Raw genomic sequence first — 19,926 nt, forward strand, 5'->3', positions numbered from 1 at the left:
CATGACCGACGCCACGCCCCCTGTCTCCCGGGATCTCGCCGGTCGAGCGGCGCTCGTCACCGGCGCGAGTCGCGGCATCGGTCTCGGTGTCGCCCGCCACCTGGTCGAGCGCGGCGCCGCGGTCACCATCACCGCGCGCAAGCAGGCGGAGCTGGACGAGGCCGCGGGGTGGCTGGCGTCCCTGGGCGCGCCGGACCGCGTGCTGGCGGTCGCGGGCAACGCGGGCGACGCCGCGGCCCGCACGGAGGCCGTCGACCGGACCGTCGAGCGCTTCGGCTCCCTGGACGTGCTGGTCAACAACACCGGCATCAACCCGCAGTACGGCCCGCTGGTGCACGCCGACCTCGCGGCCGTGTCGAAGATCTTCGAGGTGAACGTCGTCGCCGCGCTCGGCTTCGTCCAGGAGGCCCACCGCGCGTGGATGGGCGAGCACGGCGGCGCCGTGGTGAACATGGCATCGGTGGGCGGGCTGCGCTCGAGCGGCGTCATCGGCGCCTACGGGGCGTCGAAGGCCGCGCTCATCCGCCTCACCGAGGAGCTCGCGTTCCAGCTCGGGCCGGGCATCCGGGTCAACGCCGTGGCGCCGGCCGTGGTCAAGACGAAGTTCGCCGAGGCCCTCTACATCCAGGGCGAGGACGAGGTCGCGTCCCGCTATCCGATGAAGCGGCTCGGCACCCCGCAGGACGTCGCCGGCCTCGTCGGCTTCCTCGTCTCCGACGCCGCGTCCTGGATCACCGGGGAGACCGTGCGCGTCGACGGCGGAATGCTGGCGACCGGGAACACGTGAACCACCCCAGGACCTGAACCCCACGGCCACCTCAACCGGACACCGGCACAATGGTGGTGATCGGGAGGTGGTTCCCATGGGCCTCTTCAGCAGGTGGCGCCGCGGAGGCGGCAGCGGTGTCGGGGCCGGTGGCCAGCGCCAGGTACTCGACCGCGAGGGCGGTCCTGCCGACCTGGAGCACCTCCGGGCGTTCGCCAGGAGCCGCGAGGGCGTCGCGTTCTACGTCGAGCCCGAGACCACGGCCACCGACACGACGGTGGTCGCCGTGGCGTTCGACGGCGAGTGGACGCGCCGGCGCGTCGGGACGCCGAAGGCCGCGGAGAAGCTCGCGCGCTCGGTGAAGGTCGCGTGCCACGACGTCACGGTCACCGGCTACCCGCCGGAGATGCGGCGCTGGAACGCCCGCGCGAAGGCCGACCGAGCGGCCCTGGAGGAGATGGCGCGGGCCGAGTCGGACACGGTCGAGGACCGAACGGGAGACAGCGACCGGTGAGTCCCTCCGCACCGGTCGCCGACGTCGTCGTGGCCGGCGCGGGACCCGCCGGCCGGTCGCTGGCGCGCTCCTGCGCCGCCCGCGACCTGCGCACCCTGCTCGTCGACCCCCGCCCGCAACGGGCGTGGACCCACACCTACGGCGCCTGGGTCCACGAGCTGCCCGCGGATCTGCCCGGCGAGATCGTCGCCGCCCGCGGGCGGGGCGTGGCGATCGCGCAGCACACCCACGAGCTCGACGACGAGTACGCCGTGCTCGACACCGCCGCGCTCCAGCGCCACCTCACCGACCCCGCGGTGGCCGTCCGGCGCGCCCGGGCCGTGCGCGCGACGCCGGCCGGCGCGGGACGCCACCCCGCGCTGGTCCTCGAGGACGGCAGCACCGTCACCGCGCGGGTCGTCGTCGACGCCACCGGTGCCCGGCAGGCGCTGGCGCGGCGGGGCACGGCCCACGAGCTCGACAGCGGGCGCGCGCGGGCCGAGCAGACCGCGTTCGGCGTGGTCGTTCCCCGCGCGGTGGCGTCGCGGGTGAGCGGCGACCGGCTGTTGTTCATGGACTGGCGACCCACCCACGGACGGCCCGGCTGGCCGACCTTCCTCTATGCGGTGCCGCTCGACGACGACCGCGTGCTGCTGGAGGAGACCTCGCTCGCACGCCGCCCGGGGCTGCCGGTGCCCGAGCTGCGCGCCCGGTTGCGGGCGCGCCTGCGGGCGGCGGGGCTCTCCGACGCGGAGATCCCCGACGACCCCGCCGACGTCGAGAAGGTGCGCTTCCCGGTCGACTCGCCGCGGCACCGGTCGCCCTCGGGGGTGGTCGCGGTGGGTGCCGCCGACCCGCTCGTGCACCCCGCGTCCGGGTTCAGCCTGACGACCTCGCTGCGCCTGGCCCCGCGCGTGGCCACCGTGCTCGCCGACGCGCTGCGGGGTGGCACCGAACCGGTCGGCGTGGCGCGCGCGGCCCGGCGGGTCGTGCGCTCCCCCGCCGCGGTCACCGTGCACGCCCTGCGCCGCCGCGGGCTCGAGACGCTGCTCGCGATGCCGCCGGGCGAGGTGCCCGCGTTCTTCGACCGGTTCTTCTCGCTCCCGACCACCCACCGCCGCGCCTATCTGGACGCCCGCGAGGACGTCGGCGCATCGCTCGCGGCCATGTCGTCGCTGTTCGGACGACTGACACCCCGCCTGCGCCGCCACCTGATCAGGGGAACGCTCCTCGGGGCCAAGAGCGTCCGAACGGAGCAGTAGCGGTACGCTCGCGAACCGTAATCGTGACGGGCTCGTGACCCGCCACCGAGGAGGAGGGTTCTCCGCGATGGGTGCTTACCAGACCGTGGCCGTCGGCACGGACGGCTCGGAGTCGTCGTTCCGCGCCGTCGATCGCGCCGCCACGATCGCGGCCGACAGCAAGGCCCGGCTGCTCATCATCTGCGCCTACAAGCCGGCGAAGTCGACCGGCGAGGCCGAGCAGGCGCTCGGCGAGGACGCGGCCTTCCACGTCGTCGGGTCGACGCCCGCCGAGGAGACGCTGCGCGACGCCCGCGAGCGCGCGGCCGCCAAGGGATCGGTCGACATCGACACCGTGGCCGTCCAGGGCGACCCCGTCGAGCGCGTCGTCGAGGTCGTCTCCGACCGCAAGGCCGACCTCGTCGTCGTCGGCAACCGCGGCCTGAACAGCCTCGCGGGCCGCCTGCTCGGCTCGGTCCCCCAGGGCATCTCCCGACGCGCCGGCAGCGACGTCCTCATCGTCCACACCACGTGACGCCGGGTCCGGATCCCACCGGCGCCGACGCCGCCGATCCGGAGCGGTGGGCCCGGGCGCAGGAGCGGATCGAGGACCTGCTCCTGCGCGGGCCCCGCACGATGACACGCGGCGAGGTCCAGGAGCGCACCGGGTTCTCCCCGGAGCACACCTCGCGGCTGTGGAGCTCGCTCGGCTTCCCCGCGACCCCCGACGACGTCCGCGGGTTCGCCGAGGCCGACGTCGACGCCCTCGAGCTCTCCGGGCGCCTGCTCGACGAGGACACCTTCGACGAGGCCGAGGAGCTGGCCGTCGCCCGCGCGCTCGGTCAGGGACTCGGCCGCCTCGCGGAGTGGCAGGCCACGCTCGTGCGCCGCACCATCGCCGACGCGGGCCTCGCGCACGACCCGGACGCGATCGTCGAGGCGGTCGAGGCGCTGGTCCCGACCCTCGAGCGGCTGCAGTCGTACGTCTGGCGGCGGCACCTCGCGGTGACCGCGGGCCGGATGCTGTCGACCCTCGCCCGCCCCGACGGCGAGGGGCCGCCGGAGAACCGCGTGGTCGTGGGCTTCGCCGACATCGTCGGGTTCACCAGCCTCTCCCGCAAGATCGACGAGGTCGAGCTGCGCGCGCTGCTCGAACGCTTCGAGACCGTGTCGGCCGAGGTCGTCGCGCGCCGACGCGGCCGGATCGTCAAGACCCTCGGCGACGAGATCCTGTTCGTGTGCGCGCGCGTCGAGGACGCCGTCGACATCGCCTTCCGCCTCCACGAGGAGGTCACCGGCGACGAAGAGCGCCTGACCCTGCGCGTGGGGCTCGCGCTCGGCGAGGTCCTCCCCCGCTACGGCGACGTCTACGGGCCGGTCGTGAACATCGCCAGCCGCCTGACCTCGGAGGCCCGTCCGGGCACGGTGCTCGTCGACGAAGACCTCACCGAGGCCCTGCGCGCCACCGACCTCGACCTCGACATCCGCTCCGTTCCCGGCGTCGCCGTCCGCGGCTACCGGGACCTGCGCCCGCACGTGGTGCGCGAGCGCCGGGTTTAGCAGCGAACGGCCTGTTCGCTGCTTCTATGCGCCCGAAGTCCCCGTTGATCGCCCAGGGGCGGCGTCGGTCAGACGGTGAAGCCGAGCGCCCGGAGCTGCTCGCGCCCGTCGTCGGTGATCTTGTCCGGCCCCCACGGCGGCATCCAGACCCAGTTGATCCGCACGTCCTGGGCCAGTCCCCCGCCGGGGCCCTGCGTCAGGGCGGCGCGGGCCTGGTCCTCGATGACGTCGGTCAGCGGGCAGGCCGCCGAGGTCAGCGTCATGTCGAGGGTGACCACCGGGCCGGCCCCGTCCTCGGAGCCGCCGTGGACGTCGATGCCGTAGAGCAGGCCCAGGTCGACGACGTTGATCCCGAGCTCGGGGTCGACGACGTCGCGCATGGCCTCCTCGAGGTCGTCGTAGGAGGGCAGGTCCGCGCTGGGGGCCGGGGCCTCGGGCATGCCGGCCGCACCGCGCTGGACGGTCTCGTCGATCTCGGTCATGGGTTACCTCCAGCTTGAGCCTGCGCGACGGCGTCCTTGAACGCCAGCCAGCCGAGCAGAGCGCACTTCACGCGCGCCGGGTAGGCCGCCACGCCGGCGAAGGCGACGGCGTCGTCGAGCACGTCCTCGTCGGGTTCGACCTTGCCGCGGCCCTGCACCATCTCCTGATAGGCCTCGAGGGTCTCGAAGGCCTCGCCGACGGTGTGCCCGACGAGCAGGTCGTAGGCCACCGACGTCGCCGCCTGGCTGATCGAGCAGCCCAGCGCGTCGTACGAGAGGTCCTCGACCTTGGCGTCGCGCCCCTCGCCGCCCGCCAGGTGCACCCGGACGGTGACCTCGTCGCCGCAGGTCGGGTTGACGTGGTGGACCTCGGCGTCGAAGGGGTCCCGCAGCCCGCGGCCGTGCGGGTTGCGGTAGTGGTCCAGGATGATCTCCTGGTACATCGAGTCGAGCTTCATCGTGGCTGCACTCCGAAGAACTCCTGGGCGCGACGCACGCCGTCGGCCAGCGCGTCGACCTCCTCCAGCGTGTTGTACACGTGGAAGCTCGCGCGGATCGACGACTGCACGCCGAAGGCGCGGTGCAGCGGCCATGCGCAGTGGTGCCCGACGCGCACGGCGATGCCCGAGTCGTCGAGCACTTGCGAGGCGTCGTGGGGGTGGATGCCGTCGATCTCGAAGGCCACCGCTCCCCCGCGGGCCTCGGTGGTGCGCGGGCCGATGATCGTGATGCCCGGCAGGTCCTGGAGCTTCACCAGCGCGGCGCCGGTCAGCTCGTTCTCGTGGGCCTTGACGGCGTCCATGCCGATCGCCGAGAGGTAGTCGACGGCCGCGCCGAGGCCGATCGCCTGCGACGTCATCGGCACACCGGCCTCGAACCGCGCCGGCGGCGGCGCGTAGGTCGAGCCCTCCAGGCGCACCAGCTCGATCATCGAACCACCGGTGAGGAACGGCGGCAGCGCCTCGAGCAGCTCGCGCCGCCCGTAGAGCACGCCGATCCCCGACGGTCCGAGCATCTTGTGCCCGGAGAACGACGCGAAGTCGACGCCCAGGGCGTGCAGGTCCACGGGCGCGTGTGGCACCGACTGGCAGGCGTCGAGCACCGTGTACGCGCCGACCGCACGCGCCCGCCGCACCAGCTCCTCCACCGGCGGGACGGTGCCCAGCACGTTGGACTGGTGGGTGAACGCGACGACCTTGGTGCGCTCGGTGATCGGGTCGTCGTCGAGGTCGAGTCGCCCGTCCGAGGTCACCGAGAACCACCGCAGCGTCGCCCCGGTGCGCCGGCACAGTTCCTGCCAGGGCACGAGGTTGGCGTGGTGCTCCATCTCGGTGGTGACGATCTCGTCGCCCGGCCCGAGGCGGAACCGTGCGGCCGCGGCGTCCAGGCCGTCCCCGACGGACGCGTTGCTCATCCCGTACGCGACGAGGTTGAGGCCCTCGGTCGCGTTCTTGGTGAAGACGATCTCGCCGACGTCCGCGCCGACGAACGCCGCGATGCGCTCGCGGGCGGACTCGTAGGCGTCGGTGGCCTCCTCGGCCAGGGCGTGGGCGCCCCGGTGCACGGCGGCGTTGGACGTCTCGAGGAACGTGCGCTCGGCGTCCAGCACCTGGCGCGGGCGCTGCGAGGTCGCGCCCGAGTCCAGGTACACGAGCGGCTTCCCGTCGCGGACGGTGCGGCTCAGGATGGGGAAGTCCGCACGGATCTTCGCGACATCCAGGGTCGCACCCGGGGCCGTGGGTGCGATGGCCGTCATGCCGGCTGCTCCTCCTTCGCGCCGATGAAGCGCTCGTAGCCGTTGGCCTCGAGCTCCTCGGCGAGCTCGGGCCCGCCGGACTCGGCGACCCGGCCGCCCACGAACACGTGGACCCTGTCCGGCGCGATGTAGCGCAGGATCCGCGTGTAGTGCGTGATCAGCAGGATCCCGACGTCGGACGCCGCCTTGTAGTCGTTGACGCCCTTGCTCACGACGCGCAGGGCGTCGACGTCGAGGCCGGAGTCGGTCTCGTCGAGGACGGCGATCTTCGGCTTGAGCAGCGCCATCTGCAGGACCTCGTGGCGCTTCTTCTCGCCGCCGGAGAAGCCCTCGTTGACGCTGCGTTCGGCGAAGGCCGGGTCGATGTCGAGGTCGGACATCGCGCCCTTGACCTCCTTGACCCAGTGCCGCACCTTCGGCGCCTCGCCACGGGTGGCGGTGGCCGCCGAGCGCAGGAAGTTCGACATCGACACGCCGGGCACCTCGACGGGGTACTGCATCGCCAGGAACAGCCCGGCGCGCGCACGCTCGTCGACGGCCATCTCCAGCACGTCCTCGCCGTCGAGGAGCACCTGACCCTTGGTGACCGTGTACTTCGGGTGACCCGCGATGGAGTAGGCGAGCGTCGACTTGCCGGAGCCGTTCGGACCCATGATCGCGTGGGTCTCGTTCGAGCTCACGGTGAGGTCGACCCCGCGCAGGATCTCCTTGGGGCCGGACTCGGTCTCGACCTCGACGTGGAGGTCGCGGATCTCGAGGGTGGACATCAAGCCTCTTTCACTACGTGGTGGAAGTGTTCTGGCTGCCGGCCGGATCAGGAACCGATGGCCTCGAGCTCGGCCTCGATGGCCGCCTCGAGCCGGTCGCGCAGCGCGGGCACGCGGACCTTCTGGATGACCTCGCCGAAGAATCCGCGCACGACCAGCCGCCGCGCCTGGGGCTCGGGGATGCCGCGCGCCATCAGGTAGAACAGCTGCTCGTCGTCGAACCTTCCGGTCGCGCTCGCGTGGCCGGCGCCGACGATCTCGCCCGTTTCGATCTCGAGGTTGGGCACCGAGTCGGCGCGGGCGTTGTCGGTCAGCAGCAGGTTGCGGTTGAGCTCGTAGGTGTCGGTGCCCTCGGCCGCCTTGCGGATCAGCACGTCGCCGATCCAGACCGTGTGCGCCGCCGTGCCGCCCGCCGAGTCCACAGCGCCCTGCAGCGCGCCCTTGTACATCACCCGCGAGCGGCAGTTCTCCACCGAGTGGTCGACGAGCAGGCGCTGCTCGAAGTGCTGGCCGCCGTCGGCGAAGTACAGCCCGTCGAGCTCGACGTCGCCGCCGGGCGCCCGGTAGTTGATCACCGGGGAGAGCCGGACGAGGTCGCCGCCGAGCGTCACCGAGGTGTGCCGGATCGTGGCGTCGCGCCCGACCGACAGGTGCTGCGCGCCGACGTACACGCCGTCGTCGGCCCAGTCGTGCACCTCGACGACCTCGAGCTTGGCGCCGTCGGCCACGACGAACTCCGTGTTCGCCGCGACCGCGCCGGAGCCGCGGTGGTCGAGGACGACGACGGCTTCCGCGTGGTGCTCGAGACGCACCTGCACGTGGGCGAACGCCACCTTGCCCTCACCGGGCCCGGCCACCGTCACGGTCAGCGGCTCGTCGTCCGAGCGCGCCTCGTCGACCGACACCAGGTGAGCCTCGGTGAACGACGACCACGCCTGCGCCGCCACGCGGTCGGCGGGGATGCCGCCGTCGCCGAGGCGCGGGTCGTCGCGGCCGACCTTCTCGTGCTTCGTGCCGGAGCCCGCCAGATCGGTGGCGCCGTCGCCGAAGCCGGCGCGTACCGACACCTCGACGGCACCGTCGGCGCTCGCCGAACCGTCGTGGAGCCCGCGCAGCCGGCGCAGCGGCGTGAAGCGCCACTGTTCCTCACGCCCGCGCGGGACCTCGAAGGCCTCGACGTCGTAGGAGGTGTGCCGCTCCTCCCACGGGGCGGTCTTCGGTCCGGCCGCCCTGATGCCCGGGTCTACGTCGAGCACCGGGGCGCCAACAGCGTCGACAGCGCCGCCCCCGGCGTTCGCAGCCAGATCCCTCGTGGGTGCGTCGCTCATCCGACAGCGCCCTCCATCTGCAGCTCGATCAGGCGGTTGAGCTCGAGGGCATACTCCATGGGCAGCTCGCGCGCGATGGGCTCGACGAACCCGCGCACGATCATCGCCATGGCCTCGTCCTCGGTGAGGCCGCGGGACATCAGGTAGAAGAGCTGGTCCTCGCTGACCTTCGAGACGGTCGCCTCGTGGCCCATCGTCACGTCGTCCTCGCGGACGTCGACGTACGGGTAGGTGTCGCTGCGGCTGACCGTGTCGACCAGCAGCGCGTCGCACTTCACCGTCGACCGCGAGTGGTGCGCGCCCTTGTTGACGCGCACGAGGCCGCGGTAGCTGGTGCGCCCGCCGCCGCGCGCCACCGACTTCGAGATGATCGTCGACGACGTGTGGGGCGCGAGGTGCACCATCTTGGCGCCCGCGTCCTGGTGCTGGCCCTCGCCGGAGAACGCCACCGAGAGCACCTCGCCCTTGGCGTGCGGCCCGGTCAGCCAGACGGCCGGGTACTTCATGGTCACCTTGGAGCCGATGTTGCCGTCGACCCACTCCATGGTCGCGCCCTCTTCGGCCTTGGCGCGCTTGGTGACCAGGTTGTAGACGTTGTTCGACCAGTTCTGGATGGTCGTGTAGCGGCAGCGGCCGCCCTTCTTCACGACGATCTCGACGACCGCGGAGTGCAGCGAGTCGGACGAGTAGATCGGCGCCGTGCAGCCCTCGACGTAGTGGACGTAGGCGTCCTCGTCGACGATGATCAGCGTCCGCTCGAACTGGCCCATGTTCTCGGTGTTGATCCGGAAGTAGGCCTGCAGCGGGATGTCGACGTGGACACCCTTCGGCACGTAGATGAACGAGCCGCCGGACCACACCGCGGAGTTCAGCGCGGAGAACTTGTTGTCGCCGGCCGGGATGACCGAGCCGAAGTACTCCTCGAACAGCTCCGGGTGCTCGCGCAGACCGGTGTCGGTGTCCATGAAGATGACGCCCTGCGCCTCCAGGTCCTCGCGGATCTGGTGGTACACGACCTCGGACTCGTACTGCGCCGCGACGCCGGCGACGAGGCGGGCCTTCTCCGCCTCGGGGATGCCGAGCTTGTCGTAGGTCGCCTTGATGTCCTCGGGCAGGTCCTCCCAGCTGGCGGCCTGCTTCTCCGTGGACCGGACGAAGTACTTGATGTTGTCGAAGTCGATGCCCGAGAGGTCGGAGCCCCACTGCGGCATCGGCTTCTTCTCGAACGTGCTCAGCGCCTTCAGCCGCGCCTGGAGCATCCAGTCCGGCTCGCTCTTCTTGTCCGAGATGTCGCGCACGACCGCCTCGTTGAGGCCTCGCTGCGCGCTCGCCCCGGCGACGTCGCTGTCGTGCCACCCGAACTGGTACTGCCCGAGCGCCGCGAGGGTCTCCTCCTGGGTGAGCTCGGTCGGGGCGGCGGGGGTGGTCCGCTCCGCGGAGGTGGTCATACGACCTGCCTTCCCTTGACGTCGGTGGTGGTGGAGCCCTGCTGTCGGGGCACGTGCGTGGTGCACGCGGCGTCGCCGCGCGCGATCGTGGACAACCGTTGGACGTGGGTGCCCAGGAGCTCGGCGAAGACCTCGGTCTCCGCCTCGCACAGCTGTGGGAACTCGGCGGCCACGCCGGCCACCGGACAGTGGTGCTGGCAGAGCGCCTCGCCGGCCGTGGTGGCACGGGAGGAGGCCGCGTATCCCTCGTGGGAGAGCGCACCGGCGAGCGCGTGCACCCGCTCGGCGTGGTCGGCGTGGGCCCCGATCTCCTCGCGGTGCTCGGCGAGCATGCCCTCCACGCGCTTGCGGGCGAACGCGCGGACCGCGTCCTCCCCCACCACGTCGGACAGCTCGCGCAGCACCGCGACGGCCAGCTCGGCGACGTCGTCCTCGTCGCCCCCGGCGCGCCGGCGGCCCTGCTCGGTGAGCAGGTGCTGACGGGCGGGACGCCCCCGCCCGCGCCCGGCGCGGGGGGAGTCACGAGTGGTCACCGTGGCCTCGGCGATCAGGGCGTCGAGGTGCCGGCGCACCGCCGCCCCGGACAGCCCCAGCTCCCCGGCGAGCTCCTTCGCCGTCGTGGGGCCGTGCTCGAGGAGCCGCCGGACGATGAGGTCCCGTGTCCGGCCGTCGTGACCGTCACCCATGGTCCTCACCTCCTGCCCGTACCTGTCCGGTCTGCCTTCTTTTGACAACACCAGTCTTGCTTATTTGTCGCCGCCCGGCAAAGCGGGCCCCCGGACCGGCGGGGTGATCGCACTCACGCAGGGTTACCTATCCTTACCGAGAGCCGGGGTACGGCGGGCGGGAACCGCGATCGGCCTCGGTATCGTCCCTGCCCGTGACCGGCACAGCGGAGGTCCCTGCGCCGGTCACCGCTGCCGTGTCGCCGTCCGTGACCCCGCCGGGCGCGCAACCTCCCCCGCCGACGCCCGACGAGCGACGCCGCCTGCGCACGGTGCGCCGCTTCGGCACCACCGGCTCGCTCCTCATGGCGATCGGCGCCCTGGGCTGCGGCGCGACGCCGGCGCCGGCGTACAACCCGCTGCTCGGCACGCGCGTGCTCGGTCTCTGGGGCCGGATGCCCACGGTGTCACTGACGCTCGCCTACGTCGGCATGGGCATGCTCGTGCTCGCGTGGCTCTGGCTCGGGCGGCTCGCGTGGCCGGGCCGCGTGCGTCTCTCGGTGCGCCAGCTGACCCGGATCCTCGTCATGTGGATGGCGCCGCTGGCCGTCGCGCCGCCGCTGTTCTCCACCGACGTCTACGGCTACCTCTCCCAGGCCGAGGTCGTCTCCCGCGGCTTCGACCCGTACGTCTACGGCGCCGCGCAGGCGCTCGGGCTCTCCGACCCGCTGGTCGCGAGCATCCCGACGATCTGGCGGACCACACCGTCGCCGTACGGACCTGGCTTCCTCTCCTTCGGCCGCCTCATCACGGCCATCGCGGGCGACGACATCGTCCTCGGCGTCTACCTCCACCGGGTGCTGGCACTCGCCTCGCTGGGCCTCGTGATCTGGGCGGTGCCGCACCTGGCGCGCCGGGCCGGCGTGGAACCCATCGCCGCGCTCTGGCTCGCGATCAGCCCCCTGGTGCTGTTCCACCTGGTCAGCGGCATCCACAACGACGCGATCATGATGGGCGTCGTCCTCGCCGGCATGGAGCTGGGGATGCGCCGCTCCTGGGTGCTCGGCGCGCTGCTCATCGGGCTCGGTGCCTCCGGGAAGATCCCCGCGGTGGTGGCGCTCGGCTTCCTGGCCGCGCACGTCGCCCACGAACGCGGCGGCGGGTTCGCGCGCCTGGTGCGCTACGGCGCGGGCTGCTCGGCGCTCGGGCTCGGCACGGTCGTCGCGGTCTCGGTCGGCAGCGGGCTGGGCTTCGGGTGGATCCAGGCGCTCGCCGTGCCGAACCTGCTGCGCAGCTGGCTCTCGGTCACCACCGACCTCGGGGTGCTGGGCGGCTGGCTCGGCGGGATCCTCGGTCTCGGTGACCACACCGAGGCCGTCCTCGACCTCACCCGCTCCGCCGGGCTCGGGGTCGCGGGTGTCGTGTGTCTGATCCTCGTGTTCATGGTGCTGGGCGGGCGCCTGCACGCCGTCGCCGGCATGGGCTACGGCTTCGGCGCGGTGTTCCTCGCCGGGCCCGTGCTGCATCCCTGGTACCTGCTGTGGGCGGTCGTCCCGCTCGCCGCCTCGGTGCGCAACCCGAAGATCCGGGGGTTCGCCGTCGCCGTGTGCGCGATCGTGGCCCTGCTGGTGCCGCCGACGGGCGCGGACTTCTCGTTCCGCACCTACCAGCTGCCCATGGCCATCACCGCCGCGGCGCTGCTCGCGCTGGTCCCGCTCCTCGCGGTGCGCGGGCGCGTGACGCGCACCCCGGAGACGGAGCGGAGCTCGACCTGTTGAACCGGCGACCTAGGCTGTCGGCCGTGTCGGTCACCGCAGGCGCGCTGGAGGTGCGCGACCTCGTCGTGCGCTACCAGGGCCAGGCGGCCGTCGACGGCCTCGACCTCGACCTCGCGCCGGGCCAGGTGCTCGCCCTGCTCGGGCCGAACGGCGCCGGCAAGACCACCACCGTCGAGGTCTGCGAGGGGCTGCGCACCCGCGACTCCGGGCAGGTCCGGGTGCTGGGCACCGACCCGGCCGGCGCGCCCGACGCCCTGCGCGCCCGCATGGGCGTGATGCCGCAGGGCGGTGGCGCATACCCCGGTGTCCGCGTGCGCGAGATGGTCGGTCTCGTCGCCGCCTGCTCGGCGCACCCGCTCGACCCCGACTGGCTCGTCGAGACGCTCGGTCTCGGCGGCTGTGCCCGCAAGCCGTACAAGCGCCTCTCGGTCGGCCAGCAGCAGCGCCTGGCGCTGGCGTGCGCCGTCGTCGGACGCCCGGAGCTCGTCTTCCTCGACGAACCCACCGCCAGTCTCGACCCGCAGGGCCGGCGCCTCGTGTGGGACCTCGTGCGCGCGCTGCGCGCCGACGGCGTCGCGGTGCTGCTGACCACGCACCTCATGCAGGAGGCCGAGACCCTCGCCGACCACATCGTGATCATCGACCACGGGCGCTCCGTCGCCGAGGGCAGCCCGGACACGCTGACCGCCGCCGGCGCCGACCGCGAGCTGCGCTTCCGCGCCGCCGCGGGCATGGACCTGCGCCTGCTCGCCGACGCCCTCCCCGAGGGGTGCTCCGTCTCCGAGCCGACGCCGGGCAGCTACCTCGTCGAGGGATCCATCGACCCGCAGGTGCTCTCCACGGTGACGTCCTGGTGCGCGCGCCAGGGCGTGCTCGCCGACGACCTGCGCGTCGCGCGCCGCAGCCTCGAGGACGTGTTCCTGGAGCTGACCGGGCGGGAGCTGCGATCGTGATCCCCCGCAACGACCGGGCCCCCGGTCGCTCCTCCGTCGCGCCCGGCCGCCCGTCGGCGGGGGTGGGCTCGTGATCCCCCGCAACGACCGGGCCCCCGGTCGCTCCTCCGTCGCGCCCGGCCGCCCGTCGGCGGGGGTGGGCTCGTGACCTTCCCCGCCGGGACCTTCACCCCCACGCCCGAGCGCGGGCCGCTCGGGCGCATGCTCGCCGTCCAGGTCGCCCTCGAGACGCGGCTCGCGCTGCGCCAGGGCGAGCAGGTCCTGCTGACGCTGATCATCCCGCTCGCGCTGCTCGTCGGGCTCTCGCTGCTGCGGGTCGTGCCGCTGCCCGAGCCCCGCCCCGCGTCCGCGCTGGGGACGGTGCTCGCGCTCGCGGTGATGTCGACGGCGTTCACGAGCCAGGCGATCTCCCTGGGCTTCGACCGCCGGTACGGGGTGATGCGCAGGCTCGCCGCCACCGCGATCCCCCGGTGGCTGATCGTCCTCGGGCGCCTCGGCGGGATGGCGGCGGTCGTGCTCGTGCAGCTCGTCGTGCTCGCCGCCGTCGCCCTCGCGCTGGGCTGGCGCCCGGAGGCGGGATCGCTCGGCGCGGTCCTGCTGCTCGTCGTGCTCGGCACCGCGGCGTTCGGCGCCGTCGGCGTGCTGCTCGGCGGCAGTCTGCGCGCGGAACTGGTACTCGCGGTCGCCAACATCGTCTGGTTCGTGCTGCTCTTCGCCGGCGGCGTGCTCGTCCCGACCGCGGACCTGCCCGGCCCGCTCGCGGCCGTGGTGGCGCTGCTGCCGTCCGGGGCCCTCGCCGACGGCCTGCGGGCGGCGCTGCTCGGCGACGGGGTCACGGGTGGGCAGATCGCCGTGCTGCTCGTCTGGGCGGTGGTCGGCGGGGCCGTCGCCACCCGCACCGTGCGCTGGTCCTGAGCCCCTACGACGACCCGTAGGACTGGGTCCGGCTCCGCTGCGCTCCGCGTCCTAGGATCGGCCCTGTGCTGGAGCGTCTCCCCGCCACACCGCCCCGGCTGATGCTCGGCCTCGCGATGGCCGCGGTCGTCGGCCAGGCCGGCATCGCGGTCACGGGTGCGGTCGTCCGCGTCACCGGGTCCGGGCTCGGCTGCCCCACCTGGCCCGAGTGCTTCCCGGGCAGCCTCGTCCCGGTGCCGCACCCCGAGATCGCGGTGCTGCACCAGTGGGTCGAGTTCGGCAACCGCCTGCTCGGGATCGCGCTCGTGCTCGTCACCGGTGCCTGCCTGCTCGCCGCCCTCAACGTGCGGCCCCGCCGCAAGCGGCTCGTCCTGCTGGCCGCGACGATGCCCCTCGGGGTCATCGCCCAGGCCGTCATCGGCGGCATCACCGTGCTCACCGGCCTGGCCTGGTACACCGTCGCGCCGCACTTCCTCGTGACGATCCCCTTGATCTGGCTCGCGGTGCTGCTGGTGCGCGAGTCCTCCCCCGCCGCGATGGCCACCCCGCCCGGGACGCCCTGGGTCCCCGCGGTTCCGCCGGCCCTGCGCGGGCTGCTCGCCGTGACCTCGGTCGTGCTCGTGGCCCTGCTCGTGGCGGGGACCCTCGTCACCGCGGCCGGCCCGCACGGTGGCGACGCCGCGACCCCGCGCCTGGAGGCGATCCCGCTCCCCACCCTCGCGACGGCGCACGCGCACCTGCTCTTCGCCTTCCTCGGCCTGCTCGTCGGCGTCGGCTTCATGACCCATGCGGTGGCGGTGCCCCAGGCGGTGATCGTGCGCCTGCGAGTGCTGGTGCTCCTCACGCTCGCGCAGGGCGCGCTGGGCGGGATCCAGTACGCCCTCGGCGTCCCGGAGCTGCTCGTGGCCCTGCACGTCCTCGGCGCGGTGGTCACCGTCACGGCGACCGCGTGGCTCTGGTCCGCCACGGCCTCGCTCGACCCGGCGCCCGACCCCGTCGACGCTCCCGCCCCCGCCCTCGCCGGGAGGTCCTGACCGTGCACGCGATCCAGGTCTCGCGCCTCGGCGGCCCCGAGGTCCTCGAGCCCGCCGACCTGCCCGACCCCGAGCCCGGCGACGGCCAGGTGCTCGTCGAGCTCGCCGCGGTCGGCGTCAACTACATCGACACCTACTTCCGCACCGGCATCTACCCGATCGGCCTGCCCTTCGTGCCCGGCCTCGAGGGCGGCGGCACCGTGCGCGCCCTCGGCCCGGGCGTCACCACCGTGGCGCCGGGCGACCGCGTCGCGTGGACCAACGCGCTCGGGGCCTACGGGACGCTCGCGGTGGTGCCGGCGACCGAGCTCGTCACGGTCCCCGAGGGTCTCGACCTCGAGACCGCGACGGCCGTGGTCCTGCAGGGCATGACCGCGCACTACCTGCTCCACGACACCTACCCCGTCGCGCCCGGCGACGACGTCCTCGTGCACGCCGCGGCGGGCGGGATGGGCCTGCTGCTCTGCCAGATGGCGCGGTCCCTGGGTGCTCGAGTGATCGCGACGACCTCCTCGCCGGAGAAGGACGCCCTCGCTCGCGAGGCCGGCGCCGACGAGACCCTGCGCTACGGCTCCGCTCCCCAGGACCTCGCCGACCGCGTGCGGGCCCTCACCGGCGGCGAGGGCGTCGCCGTGGTCTACGACGGCGTCGGCGCGTCCACCTTCGATGCCTCGCTGGCGAGCCTGCGCATCCGCGGTGTGCTCGCCCTCTACGGCGCGGCCAGCGGCCCGGTGCCGCCGGTCGACCCCCAGCGGCTCAACAGCGGCGGCTCCCTCTACCTCACCCGCCCGTCCCTGGCCTGGCACGTCCGAACCCCCGAGACGCTCGCCGCGCGTGCCGCGGCGGTGTTCTCGGCGGTGGCCGCCGGGGACCTGTCGGTGCGCATCGGCGGCCGCTACGCCCTCGACGACGCCGCGACGGCCCACCGCGACCTGGAATCACGGCGCACGACGGGAAAGCTCCTGCTGCTGCCCTGAGCCCGGCGCCCCGGCGCGCGAGACGCACGTCCGGCAGGCTGCTGCGCCTCCCGATCATGCGAGACGTGCCGCCCGCTCAGCGGCACGTACCGCCAGGGCCTCGCGCGAGTCACGGGTTCGGAAAGGTCGAGAGGTGTCCACACCGGGTTGGAGGGCCGGCGGTCCCGATCGGTTCCATCCACGGGCGAGAGGAGCGCCGCGCATGATCGGTCGGCGTCCCCGCCTGCCGAACGTGCCGTTCGCGTCGGGGCCCGCCGCGACACCTGATCAGCCGCCGCCGAGAGGCGCCCTCCGCTTGATCCACAGGCGTGGGGAGGTGCCGGACGTGCTACTCGCGACGGGAACGCGGCGAGCGTCTAGAACGGCCAGCCGAAGACCGGCCAGCCGATGGCCGAGTCGACCGCCACCGCCACGAACAGGCCGGTGAGGTACGTGTTCGAGAGGTGGAACAGGCGCATCGACTGCACGACCTCGTCGCGCTTCACCGCGGCGTCGAGGCGGTGCGCCGCGACGAGGAACCAGATGCCGCCCAGCGCCGCGACGGCGAGGTAGATCCAGGACGTCGCCGGGATCAGGAGGGCCGACCAGGCCACCATCGCCCAGGAGTAGGCGACGATCTGTCGGCTCACCCGCCGGGGCGAGGCGACGACCGGGAGCATCGGGATGCCGGCCGCTGCGTAGTCGTCGCGGTAGCGCATCGCGAGCGCCCAGAAGTGCGGCGGCGTCCAGAAGAAGATGATCGCGAAGAGCACCCAGGCGGGCCAGCCCACGGAGCCCGTCACGGCCGCCCAGCCGATCACGACGGGCATGCAGCCCGCCGCGCCGCCCCAGACGATGTTCTGGGCGGTCCGGCGCTTGAGCAGCAGCGTGTAGACGAGGATGTAGAAGGCGATGGCGGCCACCGAGAGACCCGCGGCCACCCAGTTCGCGGTGAACCCGAGCCAGGCCGCCGAGAGCGCGCCCAGCACGAGCCCGAAGACCAGGGCGTGCGAGCGGGGCACGGCGTCACGGGCGAGCGGGCGCTTGCGGGTGCGCGCCATCTTGGCGTCGATGTCCGCGTCGACCACGCAGTTCAGCACGTGGGCGCTGGCCGCGGCGCCGGCACCGCCGACGAGGACGGCGAGCACGAGCCACAGGGACGGCACCGCTCGCTCGGCGAGCATCATCGCCGGCACCGTGACCACGAGCAGCTGCTCGATGATCCGGGCCTTGGTGAGCGCCAGGTAGGCCCGCACGGTGGTGAGCAGGCCGCTCCGCCGCGTCGCGGGGACCGGGCCGACCGCCGTGCTCACTGAAGTGGCACCTCGCTGTGGTGGACGTACTCGCTTCGGGCACGACAGCGTCTCCTACACGCTGTCGTCGGTGAAGTCTGCACCCCCGCGGCATCGTCCGCTCGCGGGGGTCGTCCCACGACCGGTGCGGTGTCCGCAACGTCACGGGCGATCGACGCCAGGATGATAGGTGGACGGTGTCCGTGCCGGGGCGCGAGGGTATCTCCGGAGTGGTCCCACAACCGGGGATCAACGCAGGTCCGTCGGGACTTGAATCGATCCCGTGGGAGCATCGCCCGCACCCGGACCGACGCGCAGGAAGGCACCTCGTGACCGCCACCGATGTGAGCAACACGCAGCCCGCGAGCGAGGACCCCGACGAGATCCAGGCGCTGCTCACGCCCCACCGTCCCGACGACTGGTCGGAGCTGGACCAGAAGGCGGTCGACACGATCCGCGTGCTCGCCGCCGACGCGGTGCAGAAGGTCGGCAACGGTCACCCGGGCACCGCGATGTCGCTGGCGCCCCTGGCCTTCGAGCTGTTCCAGCACACGATGCGCCACGACCCGTCCGACCCGGGCTGGCAGGGGCGCGACCGTTTCGTCCTGTCCTGCGGTCACTCGAGCCTGACGCTCTACCTGCAGCTGTTCCTCGCCGGCTACGGCCTGGAGATGCGGGACCTCGAGGAGCTGCGTACCTGGGACTCGGCGACACCGGGCCACCCCGAGTACAGCCACACCCCCGGCGTCGAGATCACCACCGGCCCGCTCGGCCAGGGGCTCGCCTCCGCGGTCGGCATGGCGATGGCCGCCCGCCGCGAACGCGGTCTGTTCGACCCGGACGCGCCGCAGGGCGAGAGCCCGTTCGACCACTTCGTGTACGTCATCGCGTCCGACGGCGACATCGAGGAGGGCGTGACGGCCGAGGCGTCGTCGATCGCCGGCCGCCAGCAGCTGGGCAACCTCGTGGTGATCTACGACGACAACCACATCTCGATCGAGGACGACACCACCGTCGCCCTCGACGAGGACGTGGTGAAGCGCTACGACGCCTACGGCTGGCACACCCAGGTGGTGCGCGGCGGCGAGAACGTCGTCGGCATCCGCGAGGCGCTGGCACGAGCGAAGGCCGAGACCGGGCGCCCGAGCTTCATCGCGCTGCGCACGATCATCGGCTATCCGGCACCGGAGAAGATGAACACCGGCGCCGCGCACGGTGCCGCGCTCGGCGAGCCGGAGGTCCGGGCGGTCAAGGAGATCCTCGGCTTCGACCCCGACCAGCACTTCGCGATCGACGCCGACGTGCTCGCGCACGCCCGCTCGGTCATCGAGCGGGGCAAGGCCGAGCACGAGCAGTGGGACAAGCAGTTCGCGGACTGGGCGGCCGCCAACCCGGAGCGCCGCGCGCTGCTCGAGCGGATGGCGCGCCGGCAGCTTCCCGACGGCTGGCACGACAAGCTCCCGACCTGGGAGGTCGGCAGCGACCCGGTCGCCACCCGCAAGGCGCTGCAGAAGATCCTCGGCGAGATCGGGCCAGAGCTGCCCGAGCTCTGGGGCGGGTCGGCCGACCTCGCGGAGAGCAACAACACGACGATCAAGGGCGCCGACTCGTTCGGGCCCTCGACGGTCTCCACGAACATGTGGGGACAGATGAGCCCGTACGGCCGGACCATCCACTTCGGGGTCCGGGAGCACGCGATGGGCTCGATCCTCAACGGGATCGCGCTGCACGGCGGAACGCGGGTCTACGGCGGAACGTTCCTGATCTTCTCGGACTACATGCGGCCCGCGGTCCGGCTCGCGGCGCTGATGAAGCTGCCGACCACCTACATCTGGACCCACGACTCGATCGGTCTCGGCGAGGACGGCCCGACCCACCAGCCGATCGAGCAGCTCGCCTCGCTGCGCGCGGTGCCCGGGCTGTCGATCGTGCGTCCCGCCGACGCCAACGAGACCTCGGCGGCGGTCCGCGCGGTGCTCGACAACCCGACCGGCCCGGCCGGGCTCGCGCTCACCCGGCAGAACCTGCCGATCCTCGAGGGCACCGACGCCGACGGCGTCGCCCGGGGCGGCTACGTCCTGGCCGACGCGAGCGGGGGTCGACCGCAGCTGATCCTCATCGCCACCGGCTCCGAGGTGCAGCTGGCCGTCGAGGCCCGGAAGGTCTTCGAGTCCGAGGGCGTTCCCACCAGGGTGGTGAGCATGCCCTGCGTCGAGTGGTTCCAGGCGCAGGACCGTTCGTACACCCGTCACATCATCCCGCCCGAGGTCAAGGCCCGTGTGTCCGTCGAGGCCGCGGTCGCCCTGACCTGGCACCAGTTCGTCGGCGACGACGGCGAGTGCGTCTCGATCGAGCACTTCGGCGCCAGCGCCGACTACACGACGCTGTTCCAGCAGTTCGGCTTCACGACGCAGCACGTGGTCGAGGCGGGCCGTCGCACGCTCGCCCGCGCCGCCGAGCACAACGCCTGATCCGACCCCAGAGACAGCGTC

Annotated in this window: 19 protein-coding genes; 11 read left to right on the forward strand and 8 right to left on the reverse strand. The window is 73.1% G+C overall.

Features of this window, described 5'->3' with window-relative positions; all coding sequences use genetic code 11:
• The first annotated feature begins 1 nt into the window (after position 1).
• The 5 genes from AC2A1K_RS07105 to AC2A1K_RS07125 all read left to right on the forward strand — a co-directional run bounded on the left by AC2A1K_RS07105 (position 2) and on the right by AC2A1K_RS07125 (position 4,060).
• A complete protein-coding gene (locus AC2A1K_RS07105) occupies positions 2–787 on the forward strand; it encodes an SDR family oxidoreductase (RefSeq protein ID WP_483895614.1) in 786 nt (261 codons plus the stop codon).
• A gap of 76 nt (positions 788–863) precedes the next feature.
• Complete coding sequence (locus AC2A1K_RS07110; RefSeq protein WP_483895615.1) at positions 864–1,280, forward strand: hypothetical protein; 417 nt, start codon at positions 864–866, stop codon at positions 1,278–1,280.
• A complete protein-coding gene (locus AC2A1K_RS07115; RefSeq protein WP_483895616.1) occupies positions 1,277–2,521 on the forward strand; it encodes a lycopene cyclase family protein in 1,245 nt (414 codons plus the stop codon). Before AC2A1K_RS07110 ends, AC2A1K_RS07115 begins: the two co-directional genes overlap by 4 nt.
• A gap of 67 nt (positions 2,522–2,588) precedes the next feature.
• Positions 2,589–3,035 (forward strand): universal stress protein, encoded by a 447-nt coding sequence (locus AC2A1K_RS07120; RefSeq protein ID WP_483895617.1) that lies wholly within the window; start codon positions 2,589–2,591, stop codon positions 3,033–3,035.
• Entirely contained in the window at positions 3,032–4,060 is a 1,029-nt protein-coding gene (locus AC2A1K_RS07125) for an adenylate/guanylate cyclase domain-containing protein (protein WP_483895618.1), read from the forward strand. The genes AC2A1K_RS07120 and AC2A1K_RS07125 overlap by 4 nt, the downstream gene beginning before the upstream one ends.
• Before the next feature lie 68 nt (positions 4,061–4,128).
• Here AC2A1K_RS07125 and AC2A1K_RS07130 read toward each other — a convergent pair whose 3' ends face one another.
• The 7 genes from AC2A1K_RS07130 to AC2A1K_RS07160 are packed head-to-tail and all read right to left on the reverse strand — an operon-like array spanning position 4,129 to position 10,527.
• Positions 4,129–4,542 carry a metal-sulfur cluster assembly factor gene (locus tag AC2A1K_RS07130; protein WP_483895619.1) on the reverse strand — a complete coding sequence of 138 codons (414 nt, stop codon included), beginning with the start codon at positions 4,540–4,542 and terminating at the stop codon, positions 4,129–4,131.
• The gene (gene sufU, locus AC2A1K_RS07135; protein WP_483895620.1) at positions 4,539–5,000 is read right to left on the reverse strand and encodes a Fe-S cluster assembly sulfur transfer protein SufU; all 462 of its coding nucleotides are present in this window, start codon (positions 4,998–5,000) and stop codon (positions 4,539–4,541) included. The genes AC2A1K_RS07130 and sufU overlap by 4 nt, the downstream gene beginning before the upstream one ends.
• Positions 4,997–6,298: a cysteine desulfurase gene (locus tag AC2A1K_RS07140; RefSeq protein WP_483895621.1), complete on the reverse strand. Its 1,302-nt coding sequence runs from the start codon at positions 6,296–6,298 to the stop codon at positions 4,997–4,999. Before AC2A1K_RS07140 ends, sufU begins: the two co-directional genes overlap by 4 nt.
• Positions 6,295–7,065: a Fe-S cluster assembly ATPase SufC gene (gene sufC / locus AC2A1K_RS07145; RefSeq protein ID WP_483895622.1), complete on the reverse strand. Its 771-nt coding sequence runs from the start codon at positions 7,063–7,065 to the stop codon at positions 6,295–6,297. Before sufC ends, AC2A1K_RS07140 begins: the two co-directional genes overlap by 4 nt.
• A gap of 47 nt (positions 7,066–7,112) precedes the next feature.
• On the reverse strand, positions 7,113–8,393 hold the full coding sequence (gene sufD, locus AC2A1K_RS07150; RefSeq protein WP_483895623.1) for a Fe-S cluster assembly protein SufD: 1,281 nt from the start codon (positions 8,391–8,393) through the stop codon (positions 7,113–7,115).
• Positions 8,390–9,841 (reverse strand): Fe-S cluster assembly protein SufB, encoded by a 1,452-nt coding sequence (gene sufB / locus AC2A1K_RS07155; RefSeq protein ID WP_483895624.1) that lies wholly within the window; start codon positions 9,839–9,841, stop codon positions 8,390–8,392. The genes sufD and sufB overlap by 4 nt, the downstream gene beginning before the upstream one ends.
• A complete protein-coding gene (locus tag AC2A1K_RS07160) occupies positions 9,838–10,527 on the reverse strand; it encodes a helix-turn-helix transcriptional regulator (protein ID WP_483895625.1) in 690 nt (229 codons plus the stop codon). Before AC2A1K_RS07160 ends, sufB begins: the two co-directional genes overlap by 4 nt.
• Before the next feature lie 194 nt (positions 10,528–10,721).
• Between AC2A1K_RS07160 and mptB the strand changes: the two genes are divergently transcribed.
• The 5 genes from mptB (at position 10,722) to AC2A1K_RS07185 (ending at position 16,163) form a co-directional block, all read left to right on the forward strand.
• Positions 10,722–12,284, forward strand: coding sequence for a polyprenol phosphomannose-dependent alpha 1,6 mannosyltransferase MptB (gene mptB, locus AC2A1K_RS07165; protein WP_483895626.1), 1,563 nt, complete (start codon positions 10,722–10,724; stop codon positions 12,282–12,284).
• A gap of 23 nt (positions 12,285–12,307) precedes the next feature.
• Entirely contained in the window at positions 12,308–13,237 is a 930-nt protein-coding gene (locus AC2A1K_RS07170) for an ABC transporter ATP-binding protein (RefSeq protein ID WP_483895627.1), read from the forward strand.
• Positions 13,238–13,381: 144 nt separating this feature from the next.
• The gene (locus tag AC2A1K_RS07175; RefSeq protein ID WP_483895628.1) at positions 13,382–14,152 is read left to right on the forward strand and encodes an ABC transporter permease; all 771 of its coding nucleotides are present in this window, start codon (positions 13,382–13,384) and stop codon (positions 14,150–14,152) included.
• Between the two features lie 65 nt (positions 14,153–14,217).
• Positions 14,218–15,186 (forward strand): COX15/CtaA family protein, encoded by a 969-nt coding sequence (locus AC2A1K_RS07180; protein ID WP_483895629.1) that lies wholly within the window; start codon positions 14,218–14,220, stop codon positions 15,184–15,186.
• Between the two features lie 2 nt (positions 15,187–15,188).
• Entirely contained in the window at positions 15,189–16,163 is a 975-nt protein-coding gene (locus AC2A1K_RS07185) for a quinone oxidoreductase family protein (protein WP_483895630.1), read from the forward strand.
• Positions 16,164–16,519: 356 nt separating this feature from the next.
• Here the strand turns inward: AC2A1K_RS07185 and AC2A1K_RS07190 are convergent, their stop codons facing one another.
• Positions 16,520–17,455, reverse strand: coding sequence for a heme o synthase (locus tag AC2A1K_RS07190; protein ID WP_483895631.1), 936 nt, complete (start codon positions 17,453–17,455; stop codon positions 16,520–16,522).
• Positions 17,456–17,817: 362 nt separating this feature from the next.
• Here AC2A1K_RS07190 and tkt point away from each other — a divergent pair, with 362 nt between their 5' ends.
• A complete protein-coding gene (gene tkt, locus AC2A1K_RS07195; RefSeq protein ID WP_483895861.1) occupies positions 17,818–19,905 on the forward strand; it encodes a transketolase in 2,088 nt (695 codons plus the stop codon).
• Positions 19,906–19,926: the final 21 nt, after the last annotated feature.

The sequence above is a fragment of the Actinomycetospora sp. 2LY8.5 genome (assembly GCF_057180585.1).

Excerpts from the sequence above, each read along its gene's own strand:
- AC2A1K_RS07105 (WP_483895614.1), top strand. The coding sequence starts at position 2 with ATGACCGACGCCACGCCCCCTGTCTCCCGGGATCTCGCCGGTCGAGCG.
- AC2A1K_RS07110 (WP_483895615.1), top strand. The coding sequence starts at position 864 with ATGGGCCTCTTCAGCAGGTGGCGCCGCGGAGGCGGCAGCGGTGTCGGG.
- AC2A1K_RS07120 (WP_483895617.1), top strand. The coding sequence starts at position 2,589 with ATGGGTGCTTACCAGACCGTGGCCGTCGGCACGGACGGCTCGGAGTCG.
- AC2A1K_RS07130 (WP_483895619.1), bottom strand. The coding sequence starts at position 4,542 with ATGACCGAGATCGACGAGACCGTCCAGCGCGGTGCGGCCGGCATGCCC.
- sufU (WP_483895620.1), bottom strand. The coding sequence starts at position 5,000 with ATGAAGCTCGACTCGATGTACCAGGAGATCATCCTGGACCACTACCGC.
- AC2A1K_RS07140 (WP_483895621.1), bottom strand. The coding sequence starts at position 6,298 with ATGACGGCCATCGCACCCACGGCCCCGGGTGCGACCCTGGATGTCGCG.
- sufC (WP_483895622.1), bottom strand. The coding sequence starts at position 7,065 with ATGTCCACCCTCGAGATCCGCGACCTCCACGTCGAGGTCGAGACCGAG.
- sufD (WP_483895623.1), bottom strand. The coding sequence starts at position 8,393 with ATGAGCGACGCACCCACGAGGGATCTGGCTGCGAACGCCGGGGGCGGC.
- sufB (WP_483895624.1), bottom strand. The coding sequence starts at position 9,841 with ATGACCACCTCCGCGGAGCGGACCACCCCCGCCGCCCCGACCGAGCTC.
- AC2A1K_RS07160 (WP_483895625.1), bottom strand. The coding sequence starts at position 10,527 with ATGGGTGACGGTCACGACGGCCGGACACGGGACCTCATCGTCCGGCGG.